The organism is Methylobacterium aerolatum (genome assembly GCF_022179085.1).
GTDB classification, from domain to species: Bacteria; Pseudomonadota; Alphaproteobacteria; order Rhizobiales; family Beijerinckiaceae; genus Methylobacterium; species Methylobacterium aerolatum.
The window spans coordinates 83875-108213 of sequence record NZ_BPQE01000005.1; the positions used below are offsets into that span (position 1 = coordinate 83875).

The 24339-nt window shown below is 69.5% G+C and carries 20 protein-coding genes, 1 tRNA gene and 1 pseudogene; 11 read left to right on the top strand and 11 right to left on the bottom strand.

Features of this window, described 5'->3' with window-relative positions; all coding sequences use genetic code 11:
- The 3 genes from MFF06_RS04355 to MFF06_RS04365 all read left to right on the top strand — a co-directional run bounded on the left by MFF06_RS04355 (position 1) and on the right by MFF06_RS04365 (position 2638).
- Complete coding sequence (locus tag MFF06_RS04355; protein WP_238201788.1) at positions 1-867, top strand: amidohydrolase family protein; 867 nt, start codon at positions 1-3, stop codon at positions 865-867.
- A gap of 153 nt (positions 868-1020) precedes the next feature.
- Positions 1021-2355, top strand: coding sequence for an omega-aminotransferase AptA (aptA, locus tag MFF06_RS04360; RefSeq protein ID WP_238201789.1), 1335 nt, complete (start codon positions 1021-1023; stop codon positions 2353-2355).
- 106 nt (positions 2356-2461) lie between these two features.
- Positions 2462-2638 (top strand): hypothetical protein, encoded by a 177-nt coding sequence (locus MFF06_RS04365; protein WP_238201790.1) that lies wholly within the window; start codon positions 2462-2464, stop codon positions 2636-2638.
- A 56-nt stretch (positions 2639-2694) separates the two neighbouring features.
- On the opposite strand, the gene MFF06_RS04370 is transcribed toward MFF06_RS04365, so the two are convergent.
- From MFF06_RS04370 to gltX, 5 genes are all read right to left on the bottom strand, one after another.
- Complete coding sequence (locus MFF06_RS04370; RefSeq protein ID WP_238201791.1) at positions 2695-2994, bottom strand: alkylphosphonate utilization protein; 300 nt, start codon at positions 2992-2994, stop codon at positions 2695-2697.
- 153 nt (positions 2995-3147) lie between these two features.
- A complete protein-coding gene (ccrA, locus tag MFF06_RS04375; protein WP_238201792.1) occupies positions 3148-4437 on the bottom strand; it encodes a crotonyl-CoA carboxylase/reductase in 1290 nt (429 codons plus the stop codon).
- Between the two features lie 187 nt (positions 4438-4624).
- The gene (locus MFF06_RS04380; RefSeq protein ID WP_370876647.1) at positions 4625-5545 is read right to left on the bottom strand and encodes a DNA-3-methyladenine glycosylase family protein; all 921 of its coding nucleotides are present in this window, start codon (positions 5543-5545) and stop codon (positions 4625-4627) included.
- 121 nt (positions 5546-5666) lie between these two features.
- Positions 5667-6956, bottom strand: coding sequence for a citrate synthase (gene gltA, locus MFF06_RS04385; protein ID WP_238201794.1), 1290 nt, complete (start codon positions 6954-6956; stop codon positions 5667-5669).
- A gap of 271 nt (positions 6957-7227) precedes the next feature.
- Positions 7228-8667 (bottom strand): glutamate--tRNA ligase, encoded by a 1440-nt coding sequence (gene gltX / locus MFF06_RS04390; RefSeq protein WP_238201795.1) that lies wholly within the window; start codon positions 8665-8667, stop codon positions 7228-7230.
- Between the two features lie 445 nt (positions 8668-9112).
- On the opposite strand from gltX, the gene MFF06_RS04395 reads away from it, so the two are divergent.
- Positions 9113-11365: a ComEC/Rec2 family competence protein gene (locus MFF06_RS04395; RefSeq protein ID WP_238201796.1), complete on the top strand. Its 2253-nt coding sequence runs from the start codon at positions 9113-9115 to the stop codon at positions 11363-11365.
- 79 nt (positions 11366-11444) lie between these two features.
- Here the strand turns inward: MFF06_RS04395 and lexA are convergent, their stop codons facing one another.
- The gene (gene lexA / locus MFF06_RS04400) at positions 11445-12188 is read right to left on the bottom strand and encodes a transcriptional repressor LexA (protein ID WP_238201797.1); all 744 of its coding nucleotides are present in this window, start codon (positions 12186-12188) and stop codon (positions 11445-11447) included.
- A gap of 1330 nt (positions 12189-13518) precedes the next feature.
- On the opposite strand from lexA, the gene MFF06_RS04405 reads away from it, so the two are divergent.
- A complete protein-coding gene (locus MFF06_RS04405; protein WP_238201798.1) occupies positions 13519-13704 on the top strand; it encodes a hypothetical protein in 186 nt (61 codons plus the stop codon).
- Between the two features lie 497 nt (positions 13705-14201).
- Here MFF06_RS04405 and MFF06_RS04410 read toward each other — a convergent pair whose 3' ends face one another.
- Positions 14202-14933, bottom strand: coding sequence for a helix-turn-helix transcriptional regulator (locus MFF06_RS04410; RefSeq protein ID WP_238201799.1), 732 nt, complete (start codon positions 14931-14933; stop codon positions 14202-14204).
- A 167-nt stretch (positions 14934-15100) separates the two neighbouring features.
- Between MFF06_RS04410 and MFF06_RS04415 the strand changes: the two genes are divergently transcribed.
- Together MFF06_RS04415 and MFF06_RS04420 are read left to right on the top strand one after the other, a co-directional pair.
- Positions 15101-15733 (top strand): acyl-homoserine-lactone synthase, encoded by a 633-nt coding sequence (locus MFF06_RS04415; RefSeq protein WP_238201800.1) that lies wholly within the window; start codon positions 15101-15103, stop codon positions 15731-15733.
- A gap of 130 nt (positions 15734-15863) precedes the next feature.
- Positions 15864-16466 carry a hypothetical protein gene (locus MFF06_RS04420; RefSeq protein ID WP_238201801.1) on the top strand — a complete coding sequence of 201 codons (603 nt, stop codon included), beginning with the start codon at positions 15864-15866 and terminating at the stop codon, positions 16464-16466.
- A 318-nt stretch (positions 16467-16784) separates the two neighbouring features.
- On the opposite strand, the pseudogene MFF06_RS04425 reads toward MFF06_RS04420, so the two are convergent.
- A pseudogene (locus tag MFF06_RS04425) lies at positions 16785-17394 on the bottom strand (IS5 family transposase); the annotation flags it as partial.
- 499 nt (positions 17395-17893) lie between these two features.
- Here MFF06_RS04425 and MFF06_RS04430 point away from each other — a divergent pair.
- The 3 genes from MFF06_RS04430 to MFF06_RS04440 all read left to right on the top strand — a co-directional run bounded on the left by MFF06_RS04430 (position 17894) and on the right by MFF06_RS04440 (position 20324).
- Positions 17894-18241, top strand: coding sequence for a hypothetical protein (locus tag MFF06_RS04430; RefSeq protein WP_238201802.1), 348 nt, complete (start codon positions 17894-17896; stop codon positions 18239-18241).
- A 485-nt stretch (positions 18242-18726) separates the two neighbouring features.
- The gene (locus tag MFF06_RS04435) at positions 18727-19233 is read left to right on the top strand and encodes a copper chaperone PCu(A)C (protein WP_238201803.1); all 507 of its coding nucleotides are present in this window, start codon (positions 18727-18729) and stop codon (positions 19231-19233) included.
- A gap of 248 nt (positions 19234-19481) precedes the next feature.
- Positions 19482-20324 (top strand): hypothetical protein, encoded by an 843-nt coding sequence (locus MFF06_RS04440; RefSeq protein ID WP_238201804.1) that lies wholly within the window; start codon positions 19482-19484, stop codon positions 20322-20324.
- 139 nt (positions 20325-20463) lie between these two features.
- On the opposite strand, the gene MFF06_RS04445 is transcribed toward MFF06_RS04440, so the two are convergent.
- From MFF06_RS04445 to MFF06_RS04455, 3 genes are all read right to left on the bottom strand, one after another.
- Positions 20464-21528 (bottom strand): HoxN/HupN/NixA family nickel/cobalt transporter, encoded by a 1065-nt coding sequence (locus MFF06_RS04445; protein WP_238201805.1) that lies wholly within the window; start codon positions 21526-21528, stop codon positions 20464-20466.
- Between the two features lie 90 nt (positions 21529-21618).
- On the bottom strand, positions 21619-22632 hold the full coding sequence (locus tag MFF06_RS04450) for a DUF6925 family protein (protein WP_238201806.1): 1014 nt from the start codon (positions 22630-22632) through the stop codon (positions 21619-21621).
- Positions 22629-23963: an MFS transporter gene (locus tag MFF06_RS04455; protein ID WP_238201807.1), complete on the bottom strand. Its 1335-nt coding sequence runs from the start codon at positions 23961-23963 to the stop codon at positions 22629-22631. The genes MFF06_RS04450 and MFF06_RS04455 overlap by 4 nt, the downstream gene beginning before the upstream one ends.
- Positions 23964-24200: 237 nt before the next feature.
- On the opposite strand from MFF06_RS04455, the gene MFF06_RS04460 reads away from it, so the two are divergent.
- Positions 24201-24276 (top strand) — tRNA-Phe (locus MFF06_RS04460).
- The last annotated feature ends 63 nt before the right edge of the window (positions 24277-24339 follow it).

Below are 24339 nucleotides of genomic sequence, written 5' to 3' on the forward strand. Positions count from 1 at the left end.
ATGGCCGCGATCCGCGACTGCCCCGCCCCCGATCCGCATCCCGGCGGCCCGACCCGCTACGCGGTGCCCCCCGGCGCGGTAGACACCCATGCCCACGTCATCGGCCTGCCCCCGGCCTACCCCTTCGTCGAGGAGCGGAGCTACACGCCGCCCGAGGCGACGGCGGAGCGCTATCTGGCGATGCTCGACGCCACGGGGATGGCCCACGGCGTCCTCGTGCAGGTGAGCGTCCACGGCACCGACAACCGCCTGCTGGTCGAGACCCTGCGCGCCCACCGGGAGCGCCTGCGCGGCATCGCCGTCATCCCGCTCGGCCTGCCCGACCGGGAGCTGGCGGCGCTGAAGGAGGCGGGAATCGTGGGCCTGCGCCTCAACGTCCTGTTCGGCGGCGGCGTGGGGCTCGGCGAGGTCGCCCGCTACGGCGCCCTCGCGCGGGAGATGGGCTGGCACCTCCAGTTCCTCCTCGACGCGCGGAGCCTGCCGCCGATCGCCGGTTCGCTGGCGGATCTGCCGGTGCCACTGGTCTTCGACCATATGGGCCACATGCCGGCCTCGGAGGGGGTGGACCATCCGGGCTTCCGGACCCTGCTGGGGCTGGTGCGCGACGGCGCCTACGTGAAGCTCTCGGGCGCCTTCCGCGATTCCGTGACGGGACCGCCCTACGCGGACACGGTCCCCTTCGCCCGCGCCCTGAACGAGGCCGCGCCGGAGCGCTGCCTCTGGGGCTCGGACTGGCCCCACGTCGCCGCCTGGGACGGGCCGCCGAAGCTCCCCGCGCTCCTCGACCTGATGGCCGAGTGGGTGCCCGACGAGGCGCGGCGGAGGATGCTGTTCGTCGAGAACCCGAGGCGGCTCTACGGCTTCTGAGCGCCGTCGCCCGGGGCCGACGGGCGGCGCCACGGCCGGGGCGTCTCGCATGGCGGCGCCGCGCAGAAAGCGCTTGTGGCACCGGCCGAAAGTCTGTCCCCTGGCGCGAACCTTGCCCACTCCCCGGCCGTGCCCCTCTGAAGGAGCCCCTCCATGACCGGTCACGCCCCGCGCAACGCGCCCTCCCTCGACGCCTTCTGGATGCCGTTCACGGCCAACCGGCAGTTCAAGGCGGCGCCGCGCCTGCTCGTGTCGGCGGAGGGGATGCACTACCGGGCCGACGACGGCCGCACCGTCCTCGACGGCACGGCCGGCCTCTGGTGCGTGAATGCGGGCCATGGGCGGCAGGGGATCGCGGCGGCCGTGGAGCGGCAGCTCGGCACCCTCGATTTCGCGCCGACCTTCCAGATGGGCCATCCCATCGCCTTCGAGTTCGCCGAGCGCCTCGCCGCCATCGCGCCGGGGCCGGATGGGGGCAAGCTCGACCGTGTGTTCTTCACGGGCTCCGGCTCGGAATCGGTCGACACGGCCCTCAAGATCGCGCTCGCCTACCAGCGGGCCATCGGACAGGGGACCCGCACCCGGCTGATCGGCCGCGAGCGCGGCTATCACGGCGTCGGGTTCGGCGGCATCTCGGTGGGCGGCATCCTGGCGAACCGCCGGGTCTTCCCGCAGCTCCCCGGCACCGACCACCTGCGCCACACCCACGACCCCGCCCGCAACGCCTTCACCAAGGGCCAGCCCGCGCACGGGATGGAGCTGGCCGACGACCTGGAACGCCTCGTCGCCCTGCACGGGGCCGAGACCATCGCCGCCTGCATCGTCGAGCCCGTGGCCGGATCGACGGGCGTGCTGATCCCGCCGACCGGCTACCTGGAGCGCCTGCGGGAGATCTGCACGCGGCACGGCATCCTGCTGATCTTCGACGAGGTCATCACCGGCTTCGGGCGGCTCGGCGCCCCCTTCGCCACCGACTTCTTCGGCGTGACGCCCGACCTCGTGACCACCGCGAAGGGCCTCACCAACGGCACGATCCCCATGGGCGCCGTCTTCGCGAGCCGCGCCGTCCACGACGCCCTGATGCAGGGGCCGGACGGAATCGAGCTGTTCCACGGCTACACCTATTCCGGCCACCCCGTGGCCTGCGCCGCCGGCCTCGCCACCCTCGACATCTACGGGCAGGAGGGCCTCCTCACCCGGGCCGCCGACCTCTCGGAGGATTGGGCCGCCGCCTTCCACGACCTGCGCGGGCGCAAGGGCGTCACCGACATCCGCACCCTCGGCCTCATCGCCGGCATCGAGCTCGCGTCCCGGCCGGACGCGCCGGGGAAGCGCGCCTACGACGTGTTCGTGGATTGCTTCGCGCGCGGCCTGCTGATCCGCGTCACCGGCGACATCATCGCCCTCTCGCCGCCGCTCATCGTGACGCGGGACCAGATCGGGGAGATGGCGGAAACCCTCGGGGCGGCGATCGACCGGGCCGCCTGAGCCGACGGGCACGGCGACCCGTCGCGCCGCCCGACCCTTGCCAAATCGGGGGATCCCTGCATTGGCTACGGGCCTCGCGAGGATGCAGCCCATCGGAGGGGACGGCATGGCCGGGACGGGGGACAGCTTCAAGAAGGCGCCGAAGCGCAAGCCCAACAAGGGCAAGAGCATCGCCGTCTCACCGGAGATGCGACAGGCCTATGCCGACCTGATCCGCCAGAAGGCGGAGAAGGAAGAGGTCTACGGCCGCCACCTGCCGCAGGACGAGCCCCGGCGTCGGTAGCCCCGCCGCCATCGCGTCCCCCGCGCCCGCGACGACGGTGCGCGTGACGGCAGGCCCTACCGCTTGCGCACGAATTCGGTGCGCAGCACCAAGCCCTTGATTGTGTCGTGGCGGCAGTCGATCTCCGCGGGGTCGTCCGTGAGGCGGATCGAGCGGATCACGGTGCCCTGCTTCAGGGTGGTGCCGGTGCCCTTGACCTTGAGGTCCTTGATCAGCGTCACCGAATCGCCGTCCGCGAGCGGGTTGCCGGAGGCGTCCCGGACGTCGGGTCGCGCGGCGGCGACGGAGGCCGCACCGGGGGGCAGCCACTCGCCGGTGGCCTCGTCATACACGTAGGATTCGTCGTCGCCGGCCACGTCTCGGGGCTCCCACAGGGGGCCGCCGCCCGCGCCGAATCGGCGGGGCCGGCCCGTCAAGCGGGGCCGTTGTCGCGCCCGGCCCGGCGACGGGCAAGGGCGCGAGGCGCAGGGCAGCGCCGCACGAGGCGGCGCCGCCCCGGTCCCGGGGGCTTACCGCTTGAGCGGGCCGGCCTCGATCACGTCCTCGACCGTGCGCAGTCCGGCGCGGGGCGAGTTCACGAGGCAGGCCATGTTGCCCGGCGGGTGCTGGTTCTTCCACATCTTGGTGTGGGCGTGGGGGATCTTGTCCCACGGGAACACCTCGCTCATGCAGGGGTCGATCCGGCGGTCCAGCACGAACTGGTTGGCCGAGGACGCCTGCTTCAGGTGGGCGAAGTGCGAGCCCTGGATGCGCTTCTGGCGCATCCACACGTAGCGGGCGTCGAAGGTGATGTTGAAGCCGGTCGTGCCGGCGCAGAACACCACCATGCCGCCGCGCTTCACCACCAGGGCCGAGACCGGGAAGGTCGCCTCGCCGGGGTGCTCGAAGACGATATCGACGTCGTTGCCCTTGCCGGTGATGTCCCAGATCGCCTTGCCGAACTTCCGCGCCTCCTTCGTCCAGGCGTGGAACTCGGGGCTGTTGACCTTCGGCAGCTGGCCCCAGCAATCGAAGTCCTTGCGGTTGATGACGCCCTTCGCGCCGAGGCTCATCACGTAGTCGCGCTTCGACTCGTCCGAGATCACGGCGATGGCGTTGGCGCCCGACGCCGCGCAGAGCTGCACGCCAAAGACCCCGAGGCCGCCGGAGGCGCCCCAGATCAGCACGTTCTGGCCGGGCTTCACCGTGTGCGGGGCGTGGCCGAACAGCATCCGGTAGGCGGTGGCGAGCGTCAGCGTGTAGCAGGCGGCCTCCTCCCAGGTGAGGTGCTGCGGGCGCTTCATCAGCTGGCGCGACTGCACCCGGCAGAACTGGGCGAAGGAGCCGTCGCCGGTCTCGTACCCCCAGATGCGCTGCGAGGGCGAGAACATCGGGTCGCCGCCGTTGCACTCCTCGTCGTCGCCGTCGTCGCGGTTGCAGTGGACGATGACCTCGTCGCCGACCTTCCAGCGCTTCACCTTGGGGCCGACCTTCCAGACGATGCCGGAGGCGTCGGAGCCGGCGATGTGGTACTCGCCCTTGTGCACGTCGAAGGGCGAGATCGGCTCGCCGAGGCCGGCCCAGACGCCGTTGTAGTTCACGCCCGCGGCCATGACGTAGACCAGCACCTCATCGTCGCCGATCTCCCAGACCGGCAGCACTTCGAGCTGGTGGGACTGCTCCGGCGGCCCGTGGCGCTCACGGCGGATCGCCCAGGCATACATCTTGGCCGGCACGTGGCCGAGCGGGGGAATCTCACCCATCTCATAGAGGTCCTTGACCTCGCGACCCGCCTCCTGGAGCGCAGCGCTCGCCGCCATGTCGATCTCCTCAAGTGTCCGCGGTCTTATGCAGTGCCGCGATGCCTCTCGGCCTTGGCTATAGCGACGTTGCCGGGGGCCTCCAAGTGGGCCGAAAGTCTGAGAAACGGCCGCCCTCACAAAAAGAAGCGCCGATCCGAAGAGGGCGCGGGATGCATTCAAAATCCCCTTGGCGACAGGCCAAAGATTATTCGGAAACTTTCGTGCGGCGGATACCGGATTTCGTCGGCCGGGGCCGGCCCCGCGCCTCGTCGGCCGCCCAGAGGTGCTGGGCGGCGTAGGCTCGCCAGGGGCGCCACGCCTCGGCGCGGGCGACGAGGTCGGCCGGGCTCGGCCGTCCCGCCCCGCAGTCGAGGGCGCGAAGCAGGCCGACATCGCCGACGGCCAGGGCGTCCGGCAGCTTGAGGGCCCGCATGGCAATGTACTGCGCGGTCCAGGGACCGATGCCCGGAATCGCCACGAAGCGCGCCACCGCCGCGTCGAGGCCGTCGCCCGGGGCGAACAGGTCCGGGTCGGCGAGGACCGCCGCCGCCAGCGCCCGCACGGCGGCGCCCCGGGCGCGGGGCATGGCGAGGGCCTGCGCCACGTCCGCCTCCACCAGGGCCTCCGGCGTGGGGAAGAGGCGGTCGGGGGCAGCGTCGCCGGGGCCGGGAAAGGGGGCACCGAAGGCTGCCGCCAGCCGCCCCGCGAGCATCCGGGCCGCCGCCACGGAGACCTGCTGGCCCAGGATCGCCCGGCAGCCGGTCTCGAACGGGTCCCAGGCGCCGGGCAGGCGCAGGCCCGGCCGGGCGGCGACGAGGCGGGCGAGATGGGGATCGCGCGACAGGCCCGCGCCGATGGCCGCCGGGTCGGCATCGCAGTCGAACTGGCGGCGCAGGCGGGCCTCGACCTCGGGGAGGTCGACGGGGGCGACGCCCTCCACCGTCGCGCGCAGGGCATCGCCCTCGGGCACGACGGTGACGCGGCCGGGCCGGCCGGCGATCAGGATCGTTCGGGCATAGGGCCCGGTGGGGTCTGCGCTCTCGACGCCGGGAATGGCCCGCGCCGCGAGGAAGGCGCGGATCCCTGCCCAATCGTAGGGCGCCCGAACGGGCAGAAAGAGAGTCACGGGCAAATCGGAGTTCCCAAAGGGGTCATCCCTTTGGTGGGGTCCAGGGGCAACGCCCCTGGACTGGCAAGGCACCGCCCTGCAGCCGCCAAAGGGTCGCCCTTCGGAAACCCCTGACCGCTCAGCCGCGGGCGTTCACCGGCACGTAGTCCCGCTGGGCCGGGCCGACGTAGAGCTGGCGCGGACGGCCGATCTTCTGCGACGGATCCTCGATCATCTCGGCCCACTGGGCGATCCAGCCGACGGTACGGGCCACGGCGAACAGCACCGTGAACATGTCGGTGGGGAAGCCCATCGCCTTGAGGGTGATGCCCGAATAGAAATCGATGTTCGGGTAGAGCTTCTTCTCGATGAAGTACTCGTCCTTGAGGGCGATCTGCTCCAGCTGCATCGCGACCTCGAGCAGCGGATCGTCCTGGTGGCCGAGTTCCTTCAGGACCTCGTGGGTCACCTTCTGCATCAGGCGGGCCCGCGGATCGTAGTTCTTGTACACCCGGTGGCCGAAGCCCATCAGGCGGAACGGGTCGCTCTTGTCCTTGGCCTTGGCGACGTACTTGCTGACGTTCTCCGGCTTGCCGATCTCCATCAGCATCTTGAGGGCCGCCTCGTTGGCGCCGCCATGGGCGGGGCCCCACAGGCAGGCGATGCCGGCGGCGATGCAGGCGAAGGGGTTCGCGCCGGACGAGCCGGCCAGACGCACCGTCGAGGTCGAGGCGTTCTGCTCGTGGTCGGCGTGCAGGATGAAGATCTTGTCCAGCGCCTTGGCGAAGATCGGATTGACCTCGTATTCCTCGCAGGGCACCGCGTAGCACATGCGCAGGAAGTTGGAGGTGTAGTCGAGGTCGTTCTTCGGATAGACGAAGGGCTGGCCGATCGAGTACTTGTAGGCCATGGCCGCGAGCGTCGGCATCTTGGCGATCATGCGGATGGAGGCGACCATCCGCTGGTTCTCGTCGGTGATGTCCGTCGAGTCGTGGTAGAAGGCCGAGAGGGCGCCGACGGAGGCGACCATCACCGCCATCGGATGCGCGTCGCGGCGGAAGCCGGTGAAGAACCGGTTCATCTGGTCGTGCACCATGGTATGGCGCGTGACGCGGTAGTCGAAGTCGGCCTTCTGCGCCTCGGTCGGCAGGGCGCCGAACAGCATGAGGTAGCAGGTCTCGAGGAAGTCGCCGTGCTCGGCGAGCTGTTCGATGGGGTAGCCGCGGTAGAGGAGCACGCCCTCGTCGCCGTCGATGTAGGTGATTTTCGATTCGCAGGAGGCGGTCGAGGTGAAGCCCGGATCGAAGGTGAAGGCGCCCGTCTGGGCGTAGAGCTTGCTGATATCGACGACGTCCGGCCCGATCGTCCCGGATTTGACCGGCAGATCGATCTGTTTGCCGTCCACGGTGATGGTGCTGGTGGCGCTCATGGGACGTGGACCCTTCTCAAGAGACGTGACGAGGCCGGGCCCGCCCTCCCCGAGGCGTCCCCGGACCCGCAAGCGCACCGCGATTGTTGCGGGTGCTCACAGAACCCCCGGTTAGCCGAACGGCGCTGCAACAGCAACGGAGCGGATGACAAAGCCCGGAAGCCGGAAAGCGAAAATCGGGCCGGGGCGGGGGAGGTCGCGGCGGCGCGAGGCGAGGCGGCGGGGCGCAAAGCGAAGGGAGGACCTGGACGGGCCGGCGGGCGAGGGGGCCTCAGCCCTTCGGCCTTTGGTCCCCGACTTGGTCCCCGAGCCGCGCGAGGCTCTCCGTCCGCCCCAGGACGGCCATCACGTCGAACAGGGGCGGGGAGGTGGTCCGCCCGGTGAGGGCGGCCCGCAGGGGCTGCGCGATCTGGCCGAGCTTGGCGCCGTTCGCCTCCGCGAATTGCCGCACTGCACCCTCGGTGGCCGCCGCGCTCCAATCGGGCAGGGCCTCGAGGGCGGGCAGCACCGCGGCGATCCGGGCGCGGCCTTCCTCGGACAGGAGTGCGCTGGCCTTGTCGTCCGGCGCGAGGGGTCGAACGGCGGTGAGGTAGTAGGCGCTGTCGAGGAGTTCGATCAGGGTCTTCGCCCGCTCCTTCAGGCCGGGCATGGCCAGCGTCAGCTTGTCCCTCAGGTCGTCGCCCATCGGGACCGGAATGCCGCGCTCGGGGCCGACCTGGGGCAGGATCGTCTCGATCGCCGCCACGAGGTCCGCGTCCGCCGCGTGGCGGATGTAGAGCCCGTTGAGGTTGGCGAGCTTGGCGAAGTCGAACCGCGCGGGCGAGCGCCCGACCGCCCCGAGATCGAAGGCCGCCACCATCTCCTCCGTGGAGAAGACCTCCTGGTCGCCGTGGCTCCAGCCGAGGCGGACGAGGTAGTTGCGCAGCGCCGCCGGCAGGTAGCCGAGGTCGCGATAGGCCTCGACGCCCAGCGCCCCGTGGCGCTTCGAGAGCTTCGCCCCGTCCGCCCCGTGGATCAGCGGGATATGGGCCATCCGGGGGATGTCCCAGCCGAGGGCGGAAAAGATCTGGCTCTGCCGGGCGGCGTTGGTGAGGTGGTCGTCCCCGCGGATGATCTGCGTGACGCCCATGTCGTGGTCGTCCACCACCACCGCGAGCATGTAGGTCGGCGTCCCGTCGGAGCGGAGCAGCACGAGGTCGTCGAGGTCGCGGTTCGCCCAGGTGACGCGGCCCTGCACGGCATCGTCCACCGAGGTCTCGCCCTCGGTGGGTGCCCGCAGGCGGATGACCGGCTTCACGCCCGCGGGCGCCTCGGACGGGTCGCGGTCGCGCCAGCGCCCGTCGTAGCGGAGGGGGCGACCCTCGGCCCGGGCCTGCTCGCGCATCTGCACCAGCTCCTCCTGCGTGGCGTAGCAGCGGTAGGCCCGGCCCGCCGCGAGCAGCTCCTCCACCACCTGCCGGTGCCGGTCGGCCCGGGCGAACTGGAACACCACGTCCCCGTCCCAATCGAGGCCGAGCCACGTCAGCCCTTCCAGGATCGCGTCGATCGCCGCCTTCGTGGAGCGCTCGCGGTCGGTGTCCTCGATGCGCAGGAGCATCCGCCCGCCGTGGTGGCGGGCATAGAGCCAGTTGAACAGGGCGGTGCGCGCCCCACCGATGTGCAGGAAGCCGGTGGGGGAGGGGGCGAAGCGCGTGACGACGTCTGACGACATTGCAATGATGTTTCGGCGATGCGGAGGGATCGGCGTCGGCCGAGCCCCCGGTGCGGCAGAGGGCTGGACGACGTGACCCCGAAGGGGATGACGACGGAAGTGGGGTCGAAGGCCGGCGGGCCAAGTCCCGTTCGGCCCGATGCGCGGCGCGGACCGCGTCGCAGGACAGGGCATCGCTCCGCCTTCCGGGTCAAGGGCTTCGAGGTCAAGTCCCGTCACGGCGGGCGCGCGTCATTGCGCTCCGCGCGGTTCCCCGCCGGAAGGCGTGGGTAGCGGGCTCCGGCGCCTTGTGGCGAATGCACCGCCGTCGCAAGCTGAGCCACACTCGTCCCTGCGAGCACAGCCAAGCAATCCGGGGATGCACCGGGTTCTCGCGAGGTCCCACCGCCCCGGATTGCTTGGCTTTCTCTCGCACTGACGATGCGAACTTTCACGGACGACTTCCATGCAGGGCATCGGCGCGGGGACGGCGGGGGGCGTCATCGCCGTCCTGCGCGCGCCCGTGCCGAGTCTGCTTCGCGGACGCTTCGCCTCGGCCCTGGGCCGGGAGGCGGAGCAGCGCCGGCTCTTCCCCTGGCTCGCCGTGGCCTTCGGGGTCGGCATCCTCGTCTTCTTCGGCCTCACCGACGGGCGCCCCTGGCTCCCGGCGCCGCTGATCGCGGCCGCCGCCGCCCTCGCCCTGACCGCCCGCCTCGGCGAGCGACCGGTGGCGCTGGCCGCCGCCCTCGCCCTGGGGTTCGCCTGCCTCGGCTTCGCCGCCGCCGCCTGGCGGGTGGAGCGGGTGGCCGCCCCCGTGCTGGGACGGGTGATGATCGCGCCCCTGAGCGGTGTCATCGAGGCGCTGGACGAGCGGGAGGAGGGCGCCCGGCTCATCGTGCGCGTCGAGACGCTCGGGGCCCTCGCCGCCGGGGTCCGGCCCCTGCGGGTGCGGGTGTCGTTCCGCAAGGCGCCGCCCCTGCGGCCGGGGGACCGGCTGAGCGCCACCGCCCGGCTGATGCCGCCGCCCGAGGCGGCCCGGCCCGGCGGCTACGATTTCGCCCGCGATGCCTACTTCCAGGGCATCGGCGCGGTGGGCTCCCTGATCGGCCCGATCACGGTGGCGCCCGCCGCCGACGCGCCCCTCGGCCTGCGCCTCGCTGCCGCCCTGGACGACGCCCGCAACGCCTTCACCCGGCGGATCGCCGAGGGCTACGGCGGCCAGCCCGGCGCCGTCGCCGCCGCCCTGGTGACGGGCAAGCGCGGGCTGATCGGCCCCCGCGCCAACGATGCCCTGCGCGCGGCGGGAATCTATCACGTCGTCTCGATCTCCGGCCTCCACATGGTGCTCGCGGCGGGCGTCGTGTTCTGGCTCGTCCGGGCGGTCCTGGCCCTGGTGCCTCATTGCGCCCTCGCTTGGCCGGTGAAGAAGATCGCCGCCGCCTGCGCCATGGTGGGGGTGAGCGCCTACTGCGCCTTCTCCGGATGGGACATCGCCGCCGAGCGCAGCCTCGTGATGACCCTGGTGATGCTCGGCGCGATTCTCGTGGACCGGCCCGCCCTCTCCATGCGCAACCTCGCCATGGCCGCGCTGATCGGCCTCGCCCGGGAGCCGGAGGCCCTGCTCGGCCCGAGCTTCCAGATGTCCTTCGGCGCGGTGGCGGGGCTCGTGGCCTGCGCCCGCCTCATCGACGGAAGCCTCTTCATCCGGCCGGGGGCCGGGCCCGTGCGGCGCCTGACGGGCCTCGCCGCGCGGACGGCGGTCGGCACCCTGGCCACGACCCTCGTCGCGCAGATCGCGACCGCGCCCTTCGCCGTCTACCACTTCCAGACGGTCCAGCCCTTCGGCCTCGTCGGCAACGCCCTCACCCTGCCGCTGGTGTCCCTGGTGGTGATGCCCTGCGCGGTGCTCGGCACCCTCGCCGCGCCCTTCGCCCTCGACCGGCCGGTCTGGTGGCTGATGGGGCAGGCGGTGGCGGGGATGCTCGCCATCTCCGAATGGATCGCCGGATTCGGCCGGGCGATCGTGGTGGTGCCCGCCTTCGGCCCAGGAGCGCTCATGCTGCTCGCCGCGGCGCTGCTCCTCGCGACCCTGCCCGCGACGGGCCTGCGCCGCTTCGCCCTCGCCCCGGCCCTCGCGGGCCTCGCCCTGGCCGCGACACCGCAGCACCACGACCTCTACGTCGATCGCCAGGGCCTGGGCGCCGCACTCCGGGGCGCGGACGGACACCTCGCCGTGCTCGGCAAGCCCTCCGCCTTCGTGCTGGAACAATGGCTGAAGGCCGACGGCGACGCGCGCCGGGCCGCAGACCTCCTCGCCGCCGGCACCGGCCGGCACTGCGACCGCCTCGGCTGCACCGGCACGCTGGCGGATGGGCGCTCCGTCGCCCTGGTGAAGGATCGCCGTGCCTTCCCCGAGGATTGCGCCCGCGCGGCCGTGGTCATCAGCCCGCTCTCGGCGCCGGAGACCTGTGCCGCCCCGCTGGTCCTCGACCGCCGCCGCCTGTCGGCCCGGGGCGCGGCGGCACTGCGCCTCGACGGCGATGGGGTGCGGGTGACCCACGCCAACAGCCGCGGCATCCCGCCCTGGCGCCCGCCACAGGGCTCGGCGGACGAGGACAGGACAAAGCAGACCAGGACGGAGCAGGGCGGAAAAGGCGAATCGGCCACGGGCGAGCCGATGGACACGGCGCCCGACGAGGCCCCGCCAGGACCGCTCTGACCGCCCGTCCGACCCCGCCCTGCGCAGGGACCGGCAAGCATCGCCCCCGGCGACGGACCGAACGCGCCGGCCCGGTCCCTCAGTACCGCCGAACGAGGCTCACGAGGCGGCCCTGGATCCGCACGCGGTCCGGCCCGAGCACGCGGGTCTCGTAGGCGGGGTTGGCGGCCTCCAGCGCGATGGAGGAGCCCCGGCGCCGCAGGCGCTTGAGGGTCGCCTCCTCGTCGTCGATCAACGCCACGATGATGTCGCCCGTGTTGGCCGTATCCTGCTTGCGGATGACCACGAGGTCGCCATCGAGGATGCCGGCCTCGACCATCGAATCACCGCGCACCTCAAGGGCGTAATGCTCCCCGCCGGCCAGAAAATCCGGCGACATCGTCACCGTGTGGCTCTGGTTCTGGATCGCGGCGATGGGGGTGCCGGCGGCGATCCGGCCCATGACCGGAATCGAGACGCCGCGGAACTCCTCATAGGCGCGGGGCGCCGGGGGCGCCGCCGCCGCCGGCTGCTTGGACAGGCCGCCCTCGACCACGCTCGGGGTGAAGCGCCGGGGCTCGGGCGCCGAGGCCGCGGCGGCTTCCGCCGCCTCAAGGCCGCGCCCGAGGGCGTCGGGCAGGCGAATCACCTCGATCGCGCGCGCCCGGTTCGGCAAGCGCCGCAGGAAGCCCCGCTCTTCCAGGGCCGTGATAAGGCGATGGATCCCGGACTTCGACTTCAGATCGAGGGCATCCTTCATCTCGTCGAAGGACGGCGGCACGCCGCATTCCTGCATCCGCTGCTGGATGAAGCGCAGAAGGTCCAACTGCTTGCGCGTGAGCATCGGTTTGGTCTCGCGGATCGGCGACGGGCGCACTGAAACAAATCGCGAACACGTTAAGCGTTCCGCAAGTGTTCTGCAAGCGCGAAGCGCGGGCCTTCGTCGGTGCTGCGCCCGTCGATGAAGAAAACGGCGGTCGGCTGCCATCGGCAAATGGCGTTGAAAACGAAGATTTCTTGAACGTTGTCACCGGCGTTGAAGGCCGATGATACCATCGCCGCTGTGTGCCAGTGGCGATATGAATTGATTCAGCCATCTCTAGCAGTTCCAAGGCGCTATGCGGATCGCGCTCGGCTTGTGCGTGAGATCGCTGGTCGGGAGCACCTATCGTCGAAGGGTCGACGAGCGCGTGTCGGCGAGCGAACCCTCCAGCGCTGGATCGACGCCTTCGAACGGCCAGCCCCCCTCGGTAGCTTTACGGCTCTCATGTGCAAGAAGCGAGCGGACAGCGGCGAAGCTGCCGTCATCGTGAGCCGCGCCTGGGACCGTATCGTTCCCTTCGAGGACCCGGTGAAGCGACGTATAGCGCAGAAACTGAGGCAGTATGTGCGCGGTCTCGACAAGGCCGGAGGGACGCTTTCATATATTACGCCGCTGGCCGCCTTGTGTAATTGACCCGCGCGGCGGGCATCGCAGGCGATGCCACGACACTGAAGGCAATCAGCGTCGCTCCCTACCATACAATCCGTGCCGAACGCGGCTATCGGAGGGTCCACACCTTCAAGGCAGATCGGACGACTTATGAGACCGCGAAGCCAAGAATTGAGTGCTTAAGAGCAGGCGTTGCTCCTACCGTTATTTGGGTTGGCGACGTTCATCCTGTGGACGTTCTGTACCGGCGGCACGACAGAGGCTCGACGGACGCAGGAAGCTCGCCCTGACATTGCCTAGCCCGCCGACACTAGCCGCCCCCTCGCGCGCCTGATCCTCTCCGCCGAAGCCGAGAGTGTCGTCCTCAACGCGGGGCTCTCGCCTCACGCAACGACCGCTCTCGCCCGACGCCAGGAAACAGCACGAAATCGCGCGGAAGCTGATTCTATTGCCAGGCGAACCAGATGCCGCGCCGCCCTCGCCAAAAGACAAGCCAATCGCACCGCTACCTCTGGAGATCCGTTATGAATGTCCACACACCCGCGAGGCTTCGACGATTTGTCTAACCTCGATCTACGATCAGATTGGCGGGGCGGTCCAATTTTCGATCGAACGACGAGCCGTGCCGCTCGTCGTAGGCCGACCTGGTAACGGCAAGACGATGTCGGTCCGACAGATTGGAGAGGACGACAGTCCTGCGCTCCTTCTGGATGAATAGCCTCGGTTTAAGACGACGAAGGGCATGCACACCGGCTTTATCGAAGCCGGAAATTGGAATCATGCTCACAAGACAGGCTGCAAATGGAAATCTGCCGCTGAGAAATACGCGCATCTTGCGAGCCTCGACGACAAATTTTTGTTGGTGGACGAATATCAAAACCTCGATCTTAAGGCGATCCGTACACTGTTGCGCTTCAATGACAACTAGCGACTTCCTATCATCCTGAGCGGCCAACGCCTTAGGTTACGCTGCACGAAGACGGAGGCTTACACCTTCGAGCAAATCACACCGCGCATCAGGCAGAAGGTCACGTTGGACAACCCCGTGCGATCGGGTTTCATAGAGTTTGTCGTTGAATCAATCTCGAAGGCCAAGAGGCCTACGAGGAGCTCATCGTCCTTGGCCACAACACCTGCATCCGCGCGGTCGCCCAGGTATCGGAGACCGCCCGCGCTCCGCGTGGCGAGCGCGGAAGCTTGAACGTCGAGTACCTGCGCGAGGCCGCGAACTTGCCCACGGGGGGCGCGACCAAACTTCGGCCTGGCCACTCCCGGTCCGAGGTACGGTGCGCTGAGCGTCCTCAACCGTGACGGTGAGCTGAGGCGACGCCCGGCCTCCACGGGTATGTCTCAGGTTGAAGCACGCGGTCTCCGACACAGGGGCCAGTTTAAATGCGACGATCAGAAAGGTTCGCGCTTCGCCTGCTACGCGATGAAGCCGTGACGAAGTCCTTCCGCTACGGCTTGCGCACGGTTTTTCGATCCCAACTTCGCCCGGATTCCCCGGAGGTGGCGATCGACTCCGTGTTCTGAGATCCTCATCAACGCGCCGATTTCAATATCGGTCTTCCCCTCGGCCATCCAATGCAGCGCTTCGCGCTCCCGCGGAGAGAGGGCTCCTTTGGGTTTCGAGGTATGGTCATGAAGTAACAGGGCGTGGCCGAACGCGTACGCGGCCACAAGCGTCAGGGCGCCCCTCTGCTCCGGAGCGAGGTCCATGAACCGTCCGGCGAAGGTCATGCCCCCATGGGCGCCCTCGATGGTCGCCACGGGAACGGTGAACCCGCGGCGAAGACCGTTCTCTGCGGCCTCATCCATGATCCGCGCCGCACGCCCGGCTCGCTTGGGGAGAAAATCTTCGTCGTCCCAGCCAAAGCCGGACGAACGGCATAGCGTCTCGCTCACCACCGGGTCTTGCAGCGCGTATTGCCGACGTAAGTAGTGCTTTTGCCAGTCTTCCGAAATCTTTGCCATCACGAGAAAGCGGCGATTGTAGCGGCATAGGTCGCCCGATCCGGGAAGAAGCGAGGCGATGATAGCCTCGACCCCGAAGCTCGCGAGTTGCGCGGCGAGATGGCTCACGATCTGCTCAATGCTTGGGGCTTTGTCGATCTGACGCAGCAGGGAAACAGTCTCCGATAAAGATGCGACACTCATAGCTCGATCTCACGCTAAGGCGGTATGATTTATTGAGTTATGTCGCAAGTGAATCACCCCAAGTTTCGTCTTATCGCAGCGCACCGTTGAGCACGAGGGAAAACGTACGAGAACGCGTACTTTCGGGAAGAACGGCCCTCGATCACAACGGTGCTCGGAGGTGATCCATGATACACGTTGTAAACGCCGATCAATTCCGCAACTATCACGATTTACTCGAAGAAGCTTGGAGGCTGCGCCACCGCATCTTCGTCAAGGAAATGGGCTGGTCCGCCATCGCACGAGACGACGGGCGCGAAATCGACGAATTCGACGACGACCATGCCGTTCATTTGTTGGCCGTCGCAGATGGGGAACTCGTCGGCTATTCCCGGCTGCTGCCGACGACCCGGCCCTACGTCCTCTCAAGCCACCTGCCGGAGCTTTGCGAGGGGCCGCCGCCCTCAGCGCCCCACATCGTCGAGTGGAGCCGGATCGGTGTCTCCGAGAAGGTGCGGACGTCCGGGCGGCGGCTCAATCCCACCGCGCTCGATCTCCTGACGGCGATCGTCGAATGGGGCCTGCCGCGGGGAATTCGAGGTTTCGTCTCCGAGATGCCGACGAGTTGGCTTCTGCGCCTTCTGCAACTGCACATCCACGCCCTGCCGCTCGGGCTGCCGCGCACGATCGACGGGGTCGAGATCGTTGCCGTGAACGCCGGCTTTGACGAACGGAGCCTGCGCCAGTTGCAAGCCGTGCGTGGCAGCACGGAATCCGTGCTCGCCGATCATTCCCGCTCAACGATCAAGCTGGCCAGCTGACGGGCGGTCGCTACACGCGGTTCGGAATGGCCACGTCGGCCTTCCGAACCCGGTTATCCCGGCATCTTGAGGGTCGCCGAGGCACCCGGAAAGCGGTCTCGGAGAGAGCAGCCATGGATCCAGCGAAGCGTTGAGCCCCATCATGGACGAGCCATGTGATCGCGGATTGGCCGAGGCTGCTACGCAGCGTCAGGCTGTGAACGGGGGCTCCGGTTTGGCCAAGAGCCACAGCGATATCGGAGCCATCATCGCCACGCTACTCGACCGGCGCTCCCGGTCGAAGAGAGAGGCCGATGTCATGCGCCGCCAAGCTCAGGCCGCGCGCCGCTCGAGTCTGCGGCGCCGGGCGGCGCAAATTCAGCAATGGACCTCGGCCCGGACCCTCCTTCGAGAAGCAGTGGTCGAGATCGATGCCGAACTCACCGCGGTGGGCTGCTATCTGTCCATGTCGGACGATCGGGCGGCCTCAGCCGATCTCGCCGCGGTAGAAATCCGCCTCTTCCTCGACGGCCATCCATGTGCGACGACTCTGGACCTCACGATACGCCCCGACGGCCGGCAGGCGCATGCGGACCTGAGCGGTGACGGGGGGATCCATCGCGGATTGCTGCCCTCCATCGCTACCGTCACTCGCGAAGACTATCGCGCTGCCATCCTCGCATATGTTGCCCGTGTGCTCACTGCCGAGAGAAGAGCCGGAGCCATCGGTTGCCACAAATGTGACTGTTTTTGATTGCCGATCCTGATCTCAGTTGGCGACGATTTCGCTCATATGTACGGATCTCCTCTCATGCCGGGACCACCACTGGCTCGACATCATCGAAGACACTCATTTTTTCGAAGAAATGCAAGTTTTACTGATAGATAAGGGCATTTATGCGCGCAAATTCTGTCATAGTATTATATTATGTTGCACCAATACACGCAGTAGTGGATTGTCGCTTGGAGCGTCTGCACGCCCGCGCATGGCCCAGGCACCATGGTCTACAACCGGCTTGAAGACCTTCGTCGCACCGCCACGCGCTGCAACACGCTTTCACACATCGACGTCTCTTCCCTGTTTGCCCGGGATGACGGGCGTGCCCCCCCTGTTGCGGAGGTCGGTGCGCAGCTAGTCGGCATCGTAGCCCGTGTCGGCGCTCAAGCGGCGGATCCGGCCCGGCGCCTCGGCCAGCACCGCTGGGGCAGTCGTCACGTCGCTGGCGTTGCCCGGCGTCAGCAGGAGGACGCCGGGCCGCCCGAGGGCATCGGTGAGTGCGTGGATCTCGGTCGTTTGACCACCGCGCGACGGGCCGATGGCCTGCGCCCGCGCCCGCCTTTCCCGCCATGAGCAGACCGGTGAGCCCGGACGTAGCTGCTATCCAGCGCCGTCGCATCACCAGCCCACCCAGCCTTGGCCGGTGCGGTCAGCATCGCCTTCCAGAAGCCGCGCCGCGACCAGCGGTTGAAGCGGTTGTAGACCGTGGTGCTCGGACCCTACGCGGCCGGGCAGTCGCGCCGGCGGCAGCCTGACGTGAGCACGTGCAGGATACCCGAACCGAAGGACCGCGCAGCGAGATGATCTGCCGGTCGTCCTTCCCCTCGGGTCCGGGCTGGTCCCAGGGCATGAACGGCGCGATCACCGCCCACGGCTCGTCGCAGAGCCAGAACAGGGCCGCCATCGTCACCTCCAGGCCGCAAACAGCCGCCTGGAATCACAAACTGCCAAACACTGCAATGCCTTGATCCGGTTCACACCCTAAGGGTCGGGATCGAGGGCATTTCGCCCTGCTCGCGACCAGCGCGAGGACGGCATCACATCGCCAAGGCGCTCAGTCTCCCGTTGGCCCTTCCAATAGACCGCCATCATTACGGTAATTGGATGTGCCCAAATTTTTCGGGATTTAAACTTTACGTATCAAGTTCTATTTCGAGATTATGTGCAGATTTATGAAATTGGACTCGGAGTTGTATATTTAGGAACCGAAAATTTTACTGCGGAGAAGCGTGATCCCGGTCCGTCATCGATCCACAACCGGACCGCTCCAGCCCGGGAGGCCCCCCCGACACCGCCCGGACATTGGCCGGGGCGGTGGCGGGGAGGGGCGGGCACGGCCGTTGACGCCCCCTCGGGCGAGGCCCTATCCCTCGTCCATGCGCGGCTCCCGGTCGACCGGACGGGTGATTCTTCGCGCGGCCATCGTCGTGGCCGCGCTCTACGCGCTCGCCCTCCAATCGATCCTCGGTGGCGTCGCGGCGGCGGATCATGCCGGGCCGCGCCCTCGCCTCTGCGCGCAGGGGGCGGACCACGGCGGCGAACCCGGCCGGCCCGCGCCGCCGCACGCGCTGCCGCCCTGCTGCACGGCCGCCCTTCCGGCATTCCCGGCGTTAGAGCCCGATCCGGCCACGCCGGCCGTCGTCCGGCCGGTGCGGCCCTCTATCGGCCTCGCTTGGCGGAAGGAGACGGCCGGGCATCCCCGGACGTCGCCCCGTGCCCTGCCGCAGGCCCGGGGCCCGCCCACCGCCTGAGCGTTCGGCCTTCCCGGGCTAACCCCCCGCCGGGCCGTCTCGCCCGTGGGAACTGCCGAACTTCCGGACACCGTGCCCGGTCCCGCGCGCCGTCCGCGGATCGGTATCCGCCACCCGGCGTCCCGGATCGGCGCCATCTACGGCGTGTCGCCCTCGGCCGATGCCTCGATCCGGACGGAGGCGCCCGCCGGGGCTGGACCGATCGATGCGAAGACTTGGCCCCGTGCTCACTCGCACGGCCGACGTGAGAGGGCCCGAGCACGGGGCCCGCAATCTGGCAAAACCCGGCACCACGCCCGACATCCCGGTCGTGGACGAGGCCCGCCAAGGCCCGCACCGTGCCTGGCGGCCCTCCGGCCCCGGCCGCCCTCCCGGCCGGCCGGGCGCGAAACGTCTTCGGCGGTTGTCCGCGCGTCGGTTCGACGGGCACTTCCGCTCCCCCGGCCGGGGCCGTCGCCCCGCCCATCTCGAGGAAAGGTCATTCGATGCGTCAATCCCTCCGTCTCGCCCTGCTCTGTCTCACGCCGCTGCTCAGCGGGACGGCGCTGGCCGAGGACTTCAAGGCCGGGTCCCTCACCATCGGCCAGCCCTGGTCGCGGGCGACGCCCAACGGGGCGAAGGTCGCGGGCGGCTACCTCACCGTCACCAATGCCGGGACGGAGCCCGATTCGCTGACGGGCGGCACCTTCGACGCGGCGGGCGCCGTCGAGATCCATGTCATGTCGATGGAGGGCGGGGTGATGAAGATGGCCCCGGTCGAGGGCGGCCTGACCATCAAGCCGGGCGAGACCGTGACCCTCAAGCCCGGCGGCTACCACCTGATGTTCATGGGCCTGAAGGCACCGCTGAAGAAGGGCGAGACGGTGAAGGGCACCTTGACCTTCGCCAAGGCCGGAACGGTGCCGGTGACCTATGCGGTCGAGACCCTCGCCGCCAAGGCGCCGGGCGACGCGACGGCGACGAAGGGCGGTGGCGACCACCACCATCATTGAGGATCGGGGGCGCCGCGCGGCGCCCCACCGCTCCGCGTGACGGGGCCGGCCCGCGATCCGGGACGGCGGCGCGAGGTTTCCTCGGCTCACCCCGAACGCCGGTAGGGCGGATCCAACTCAGAATTGTTTAGATATACAAATAACAACCAGAGCATTTACTTTGAAATCCGAGGATTAATACTTTCGCATTCGAGTTCTCTGCGGTACATCGCTTCGCAACGGCCCGAACCGAAGCGGCAGGAAGCTCCGTGACCACTCCTCGACCCCGCCGCCCCGGCATCTACGTCGCCAGCCCCGTCTACGGCGCGTCCTGCTACATGCCCTACGTCACCGGCATGCTCTCGCTGCAGAAGGCCTGCGCCGCGGCGGGAATCGGGTTCGATTACTTCTACGTCAGCGGCACGGCGCTGCTGCACCAGCAACGCAACGTGGCCGTGGCCGCCTTCATGCACCACAGCGACCTGTCGCACCTGCTCTTCATCGATGCCGACGTGGGCTTCGAGGGGGAGGACGTGGTCCGCATGTTCCGGACGGGTCAGGAAATGGTGCTCGGGCCCTACCCGGCCAAGCACATCAACTGGGGCTCGGTGGTGCAGATGGCCCGGCAACGGCCCGACCTGCCCCCGGCCGACATCGCGCTCTACGCGGCGGATTACAGCACGAACTTTTACGGTCTGGAGGGCCAGACGAGCTTCCAGCCGAACGAGCTCAACGAGATCTTCGCGGGCGGGACGGGGCTGATGATGCTGGCCCACGGAGTCTTCACCAAGCTCGAGGCGGCCTATCCCGCCGCCCGCGGCCAGTTCCCGGACGCCTACCGCCACCTCGTGCCGGACATCGACGAGTTGGTGGAGCACTTCGCCTTCGTCACCGAGACGGACGGGCGGCTGCTCTCGGAGGATCTCACCTTCTGCAAGAAGTGGCGCGACATCGGCGGCCGCCTCTACGCGGCGCCCTGGATGCGGACCATCCATGTGGGCCCGTACTATTTCCGGGGCGAATTGCCCGCGCTCCTCGGCGCGGCCGGACGGCGGCTGGCGGAGGCCCAATCCGAATTGGAAGGGTTCGCGTCCGGGGGCGGCGCGGCCTGAGGCCGATGGGCGCCGAGGCCGGGGACGGCGCGGCCTCGTGCATCGATCCAGTCGGAGGCGTCAGCCGAGACTGGAAAAATTGATGCAAGATCAACTAGCTCGTGCAGACACGCGTGAACGACGTGAGTGCGTGTCTGCACTAGCGCGGATCGGCGGGGATGGCGGCGGCGCGGTCGAAGCCGCCGAGGCGGTACACGAGGAAGGACAGGCCCCAGGCTCCGGCGAACAGGCCGACGATCCCGAAGCCGAGGAGGCCGAAGCTGTCGTTGAGGGCGCCGATCCAGCCCCAGAACGCCCCCTGCAGGCTGAGCCTGTCGGCGAGGAGGTTGAGGGCTTCGAGGGTTCCGATCCCGAGGGCGACCACCACCGACAGGGACGTGATGGTCAGGTTGTAGAACAGGCGCCGCATCGGCTGGACGGTGGCCCAGCTGTAGGCCCCGAGCATCAGCACGCCGTCGAGGGCATCGACCAGCGCCATGCCGGCGGTGAACAGGGCGGGGAAGACGAGGATCGCCCAGGGGTCGGTTCCCTTGCTCGCCTCCGCCGCCGAGAGGCCGAAGAGGCTCACCTCCGTTGCGGTGTCGAAGCCCAGGGCGAAGAGAAATCCCAGCGGGTACATGTGCCAGGGCCGGGTGATCAGCCGGAACAGCGGGCGCAGCAGGCGCGCCAGCAGGCCCTGGCCCGACAGGAGCCCGTCGAGGTCGGTCGCGGTGGCCCGCCCGGTGCGGCGAAACTCCCGGAAACCGCGCCAGATGCCGACGAGGACGACGAGGTTCACGAGGCCGATTACGATGAGGAAGCCCGCGGAGACGCCCGTGCCGATCAACGTGCCGAGCTCCCGGAACTCCGGCGGCGCGCTGAGCAGGCTCGTCGCCGCGAGGGCCAGGGCGGCGGCCGCCGCCACCACGACGGTGGAATGGCCGAGCGCGAACCAGAGCCCCACCGAGACCGGCCGCTGGCCCGCCTGCAGCAGCTTGCGGGTCACGTTGTCGATGGCGGCGATGTGATCGGGATCGACCGCGTGGCGCAGCCCGAAGACGTAGGCGAGGAGGGCGGTGGAGAGCAGGGCCGGGCGCTCGGCGAACAGCATCCAGGCCCAGGCCCAGGCGGCCACGTTGCCGGCGACCAGGAACAGGCCGAGGAGACCGATCCGGCGGCGGACGGATCCGGGGAAGGGCGCCTCGGGCGGAGGGTTCGGCGTCACGTCGGTCCTTGCGATCACGGGAGACGATAGGGCGCCGACGGTCGACGCGACAAGCGCGCCCGCGTCGCGGCGGGGTTCGGGATCGCCGCATCAGGCATGGCCGCGCTCCCCGTCGGCCTCGTCCCCGGCGGAGGGGGGAGGGGGGTCGTCGCCCCGCAGGAAGGCGGCCTGCACCGCCGCGGCGCGGCGGGCGCCCTGGACGTCGCGCCGCCGCAGGCCCGGTGGCCACGACGACCTGTCTCCCGCCTCGATCCCCGTTTCCGCCGCCCGCTTCACGGCGACGAGGGCCGGATCGCCCCAGACATCGAGGTGGCGCTGGAAGGCCTCCAGCCGGTCCCGCCGGAAGGGGATGCGGCGGCCCAGCATATCCTTGTAGGGATGGGCCGGGTGGATGGCCCCGCAGGGAACGAGCCCGGCCGGGATCGGGGTCGTCGCCGCATGGGTCCGCCCGGCGGAGAGGAGCTTCGGGAGGATGTGGGTGTGCGGCCCCTCGGGGCTGGTCCCGCCCGGGCCGGGGATCGGGGTGAACACCTCGATCCGGCCGATCCGCGTGAGGAACACCCGGTGCGGGCCCGCCGCGACCAGGGCCGCCGCGACGGGGCTGCCGGGGGAGAAGAGCGGTCGCCCGGCCCCCTGCCGCAGGGCGGCCAGGGTGCCGGGGTCGGCGGTGCGCACGCAGGCATCGACAGCCCGCAGGCCGAGGCCGAGATCGAACAGGATGGACCCGCGATCCTCCGGCCGGGCGGCTTCCGCATCCGGGCCGAGTTCCGTCACCGTGGCGCGCCCGGCCATGGCGCAGGCTTCCTCCGGCAGGCAGAGGGCGATGGCGTGGTTCCAACCCGAGGCGAAGGCGGTCTCGTAGGCCAGCGGTCGCAGCTCCGGCACGGGAGACAGGGCGATGGCGCCCCGCTCCGTCGCGAGGCCGAGGCGGCCGTCGTCGATGGCCCGGGCCGCCTCGTCCGGATCGCGGACGAACTCGGCGATGGCGCCGAAGCTGCCGAGGCTCCAGGCGGTCTCGGGATCGGCCAGCAGCGTCCGCAGCAGGGCTGCCGCGTCCTCCGGCCCCCGCATCGCCGGGCCGTCGCCCTCCGGCCCGGCCCTCATTCCGCCGCCGCGCGGGCGGCGGGGGTGGCGGCGGGCGAGACTTCTGCGTCGAGGTCCTTCCCCCTCGTCTCCGGCAGCATCAGCGCGGCGATCGTGCCGACGAGGCTGAAGGCTGCGAGGTAGTAGGCCGGGGCGAGGCGGTCGCCCGTCGTCGTCACCAGCCAGTTGATCAGGAAGTTGGTGCTGCCGCCGAAGATCGAGACCGAGAGGGCGTAGACGATGGAGAGGCCGGTGCTGCGCACCGAGCGGGGCAGGGATTCGGGGATGCCGACGATGATCGCCGCCGCGTTGATCGAGGACAGGGCCGAGAGCAGGAACGTCACCGCGTAGACCGCCGCAGGCCCGGGCGAACGCAGGAGCCAGACGAAGGCCGGCACGGCGAGGACGAGGATCGCCGCCCGGGGCCAGATCATGACGGGGCGCCGCCCGTAGCGGTCCGCGAGCCAGCCGCCGAGCAGGGGGAAGGCCACCGAGGCGAGGCCCAGCGCGATGGGCACCGCCGTCGCGGCGGTCTCGCTGAGGCCGAGCGTCGCGCCGGCATAGACCGGCATGTTGGTGCCCACCGCGTTCGAGACGGTGGAGGCGGCGATGACCAGGAAGGTGAGGGCGAGGAGGCGCCCGTGGTCGCGCACGAGGCGCCGGAGGACGCCTGCCGTGGAACCCGCCGCCTGCGGATCCTCGCCCTCGCCCGCCGTCTCCGGGAGATGGCTGCGGATGATGAGCCCCACGGGCACCACGGCGAGGCCGAGGAGGAACATCACCCGCCAGCCCCAGGCGTTCATGGCGGCATCGCCGACGGAGAGAGCCAGCACGGTGGAGATCAGGCCGGCGAACAGGGCGGCGCAGCCCTGGCTGGCGATCTGCCAGCTCGCGACGAAGCCCCGGTGCCGCGGCGGCGCCGCCTCCAGGAGGTAGGCGGTGGACGGGCCGACCTCCCCGCCGAGCGCCAGCCCCTGGATCAGCCGGCCCACGATCACGATGACCTGCGCCCAGCCGCCGATCTGCGCGTAGCTCGGACAGAGGGCGAGGATCAGCATCCCCACCGCCATGAGGGCGATGGTGACGAGCATGGCCGGCTTGCGCCCGGCCCGGTCCGCCAGCGCCCCGATCACCGCGCCGCCGATCGGCCGCATGACGTAGCCGGCGCCGAACAGGGCCAGGGAGGCGAGGAGGCTGTGGCTCGCGTCCTTGGCCGGAAAGAAGGCTTCACCGATGGGCTTGGCGAAGAAGGCGTAGACGGTGAAATCGTAGAATTCGAGGGCGTTGCCGAGGACCACCGCACCCACGGCCTTGCGGTTCAGTGCGGGGTGGGCGGGGGACGCGGTATCCATCGGGTGTCGTCTCCGTCCGGTCGGGTCGAGGGGAGGGGCGTGCCGACGGACCCTCCCTGTCCAGCTCAGCGATCTAGCGCGCCGCGCCGCGTTTGGGGATGGCCCGAACGGCCACGATCGCAGGCTCCTCCGAGCCGGGGCACCGCGTCTCCACAATCGTACGGAGAAGAGGCTGGACAGGAGCCGGGACACTCACTATACCCCGCCCGTCCGCAGCCGAGCACGGCACCGGACGATGCCCAGGTAGCTCAGTTGGTAGAGCATGCGACTGAAAATCGCAGTGTCGGTGGTTCGATTCCGCCCCTGGGCACCATTCTTCTGAGAAGCGCTTTCGCCTCAGAACTTTAAGCCCTACGAGGACGTTACGCCGAAGCGA

Excerpts from the sequence above, each read along its gene's own strand:
- MFF06_RS04355 (WP_238201788.1), top strand. The coding sequence starts at position 1 with ATGGCCGCGATCCGCGACTGCCCCGCCCCCGATCCGCATCCCGGCGGC.
- aptA (WP_238201789.1), top strand. The coding sequence starts at position 1,021 with ATGACCGGTCACGCCCCGCGCAACGCGCCCTCCCTCGACGCCTTCTGG.
- MFF06_RS04365 (WP_238201790.1), top strand. The coding sequence starts at position 2,462 with ATGGCCGGGACGGGGGACAGCTTCAAGAAGGCGCCGAAGCGCAAGCCC.
- ccrA (WP_238201792.1), bottom strand. The coding sequence starts at position 4,437 with ATGGCGGCGAGCGCTGCGCTCCAGGAGGCGGGTCGCGAGGTCAAGGAC.
- gltA (WP_238201794.1), bottom strand. The coding sequence starts at position 6,956 with ATGAGCGCCACCAGCACCATCACCGTGGACGGCAAACAGATCGATCTG.
- gltX (WP_238201795.1), bottom strand. The coding sequence starts at position 8,667 with ATGTCGTCAGACGTCGTCACGCGCTTCGCCCCCTCCCCCACCGGCTTC.
- MFF06_RS04395 (WP_238201796.1), top strand. The coding sequence starts at position 9,113 with ATGCAGGGCATCGGCGCGGGGACGGCGGGGGGCGTCATCGCCGTCCTG.
- lexA (WP_238201797.1), bottom strand. The coding sequence starts at position 12,188 with ATGCTCACGCGCAAGCAGTTGGACCTTCTGCGCTTCATCCAGCAGCGG.
- MFF06_RS04405 (WP_238201798.1), top strand. The coding sequence starts at position 13,519 with ATGCACACCGGCTTTATCGAAGCCGGAAATTGGAATCATGCTCACAAG.
- MFF06_RS04410 (WP_238201799.1), bottom strand. The coding sequence starts at position 14,933 with ATGAGTGTCGCATCTTTATCGGAGACTGTTTCCCTGCTGCGTCAGATC.
- MFF06_RS04415 (WP_238201800.1), top strand. The coding sequence starts at position 15,101 with ATGATACACGTTGTAAACGCCGATCAATTCCGCAACTATCACGATTTA.
- MFF06_RS04435 (WP_238201803.1), top strand. The coding sequence starts at position 18,727 with ATGCGTCAATCCCTCCGTCTCGCCCTGCTCTGTCTCACGCCGCTGCTC.
- MFF06_RS04450 (WP_238201806.1), bottom strand. The coding sequence starts at position 22,632 with ATGAGGGCCGGGCCGGAGGGCGACGGCCCGGCGATGCGGGGGCCGGAG.
- MFF06_RS04455 (WP_238201807.1), bottom strand. The coding sequence starts at position 23,963 with ATGGATACCGCGTCCCCCGCCCACCCCGCACTGAACCGCAAGGCCGTG.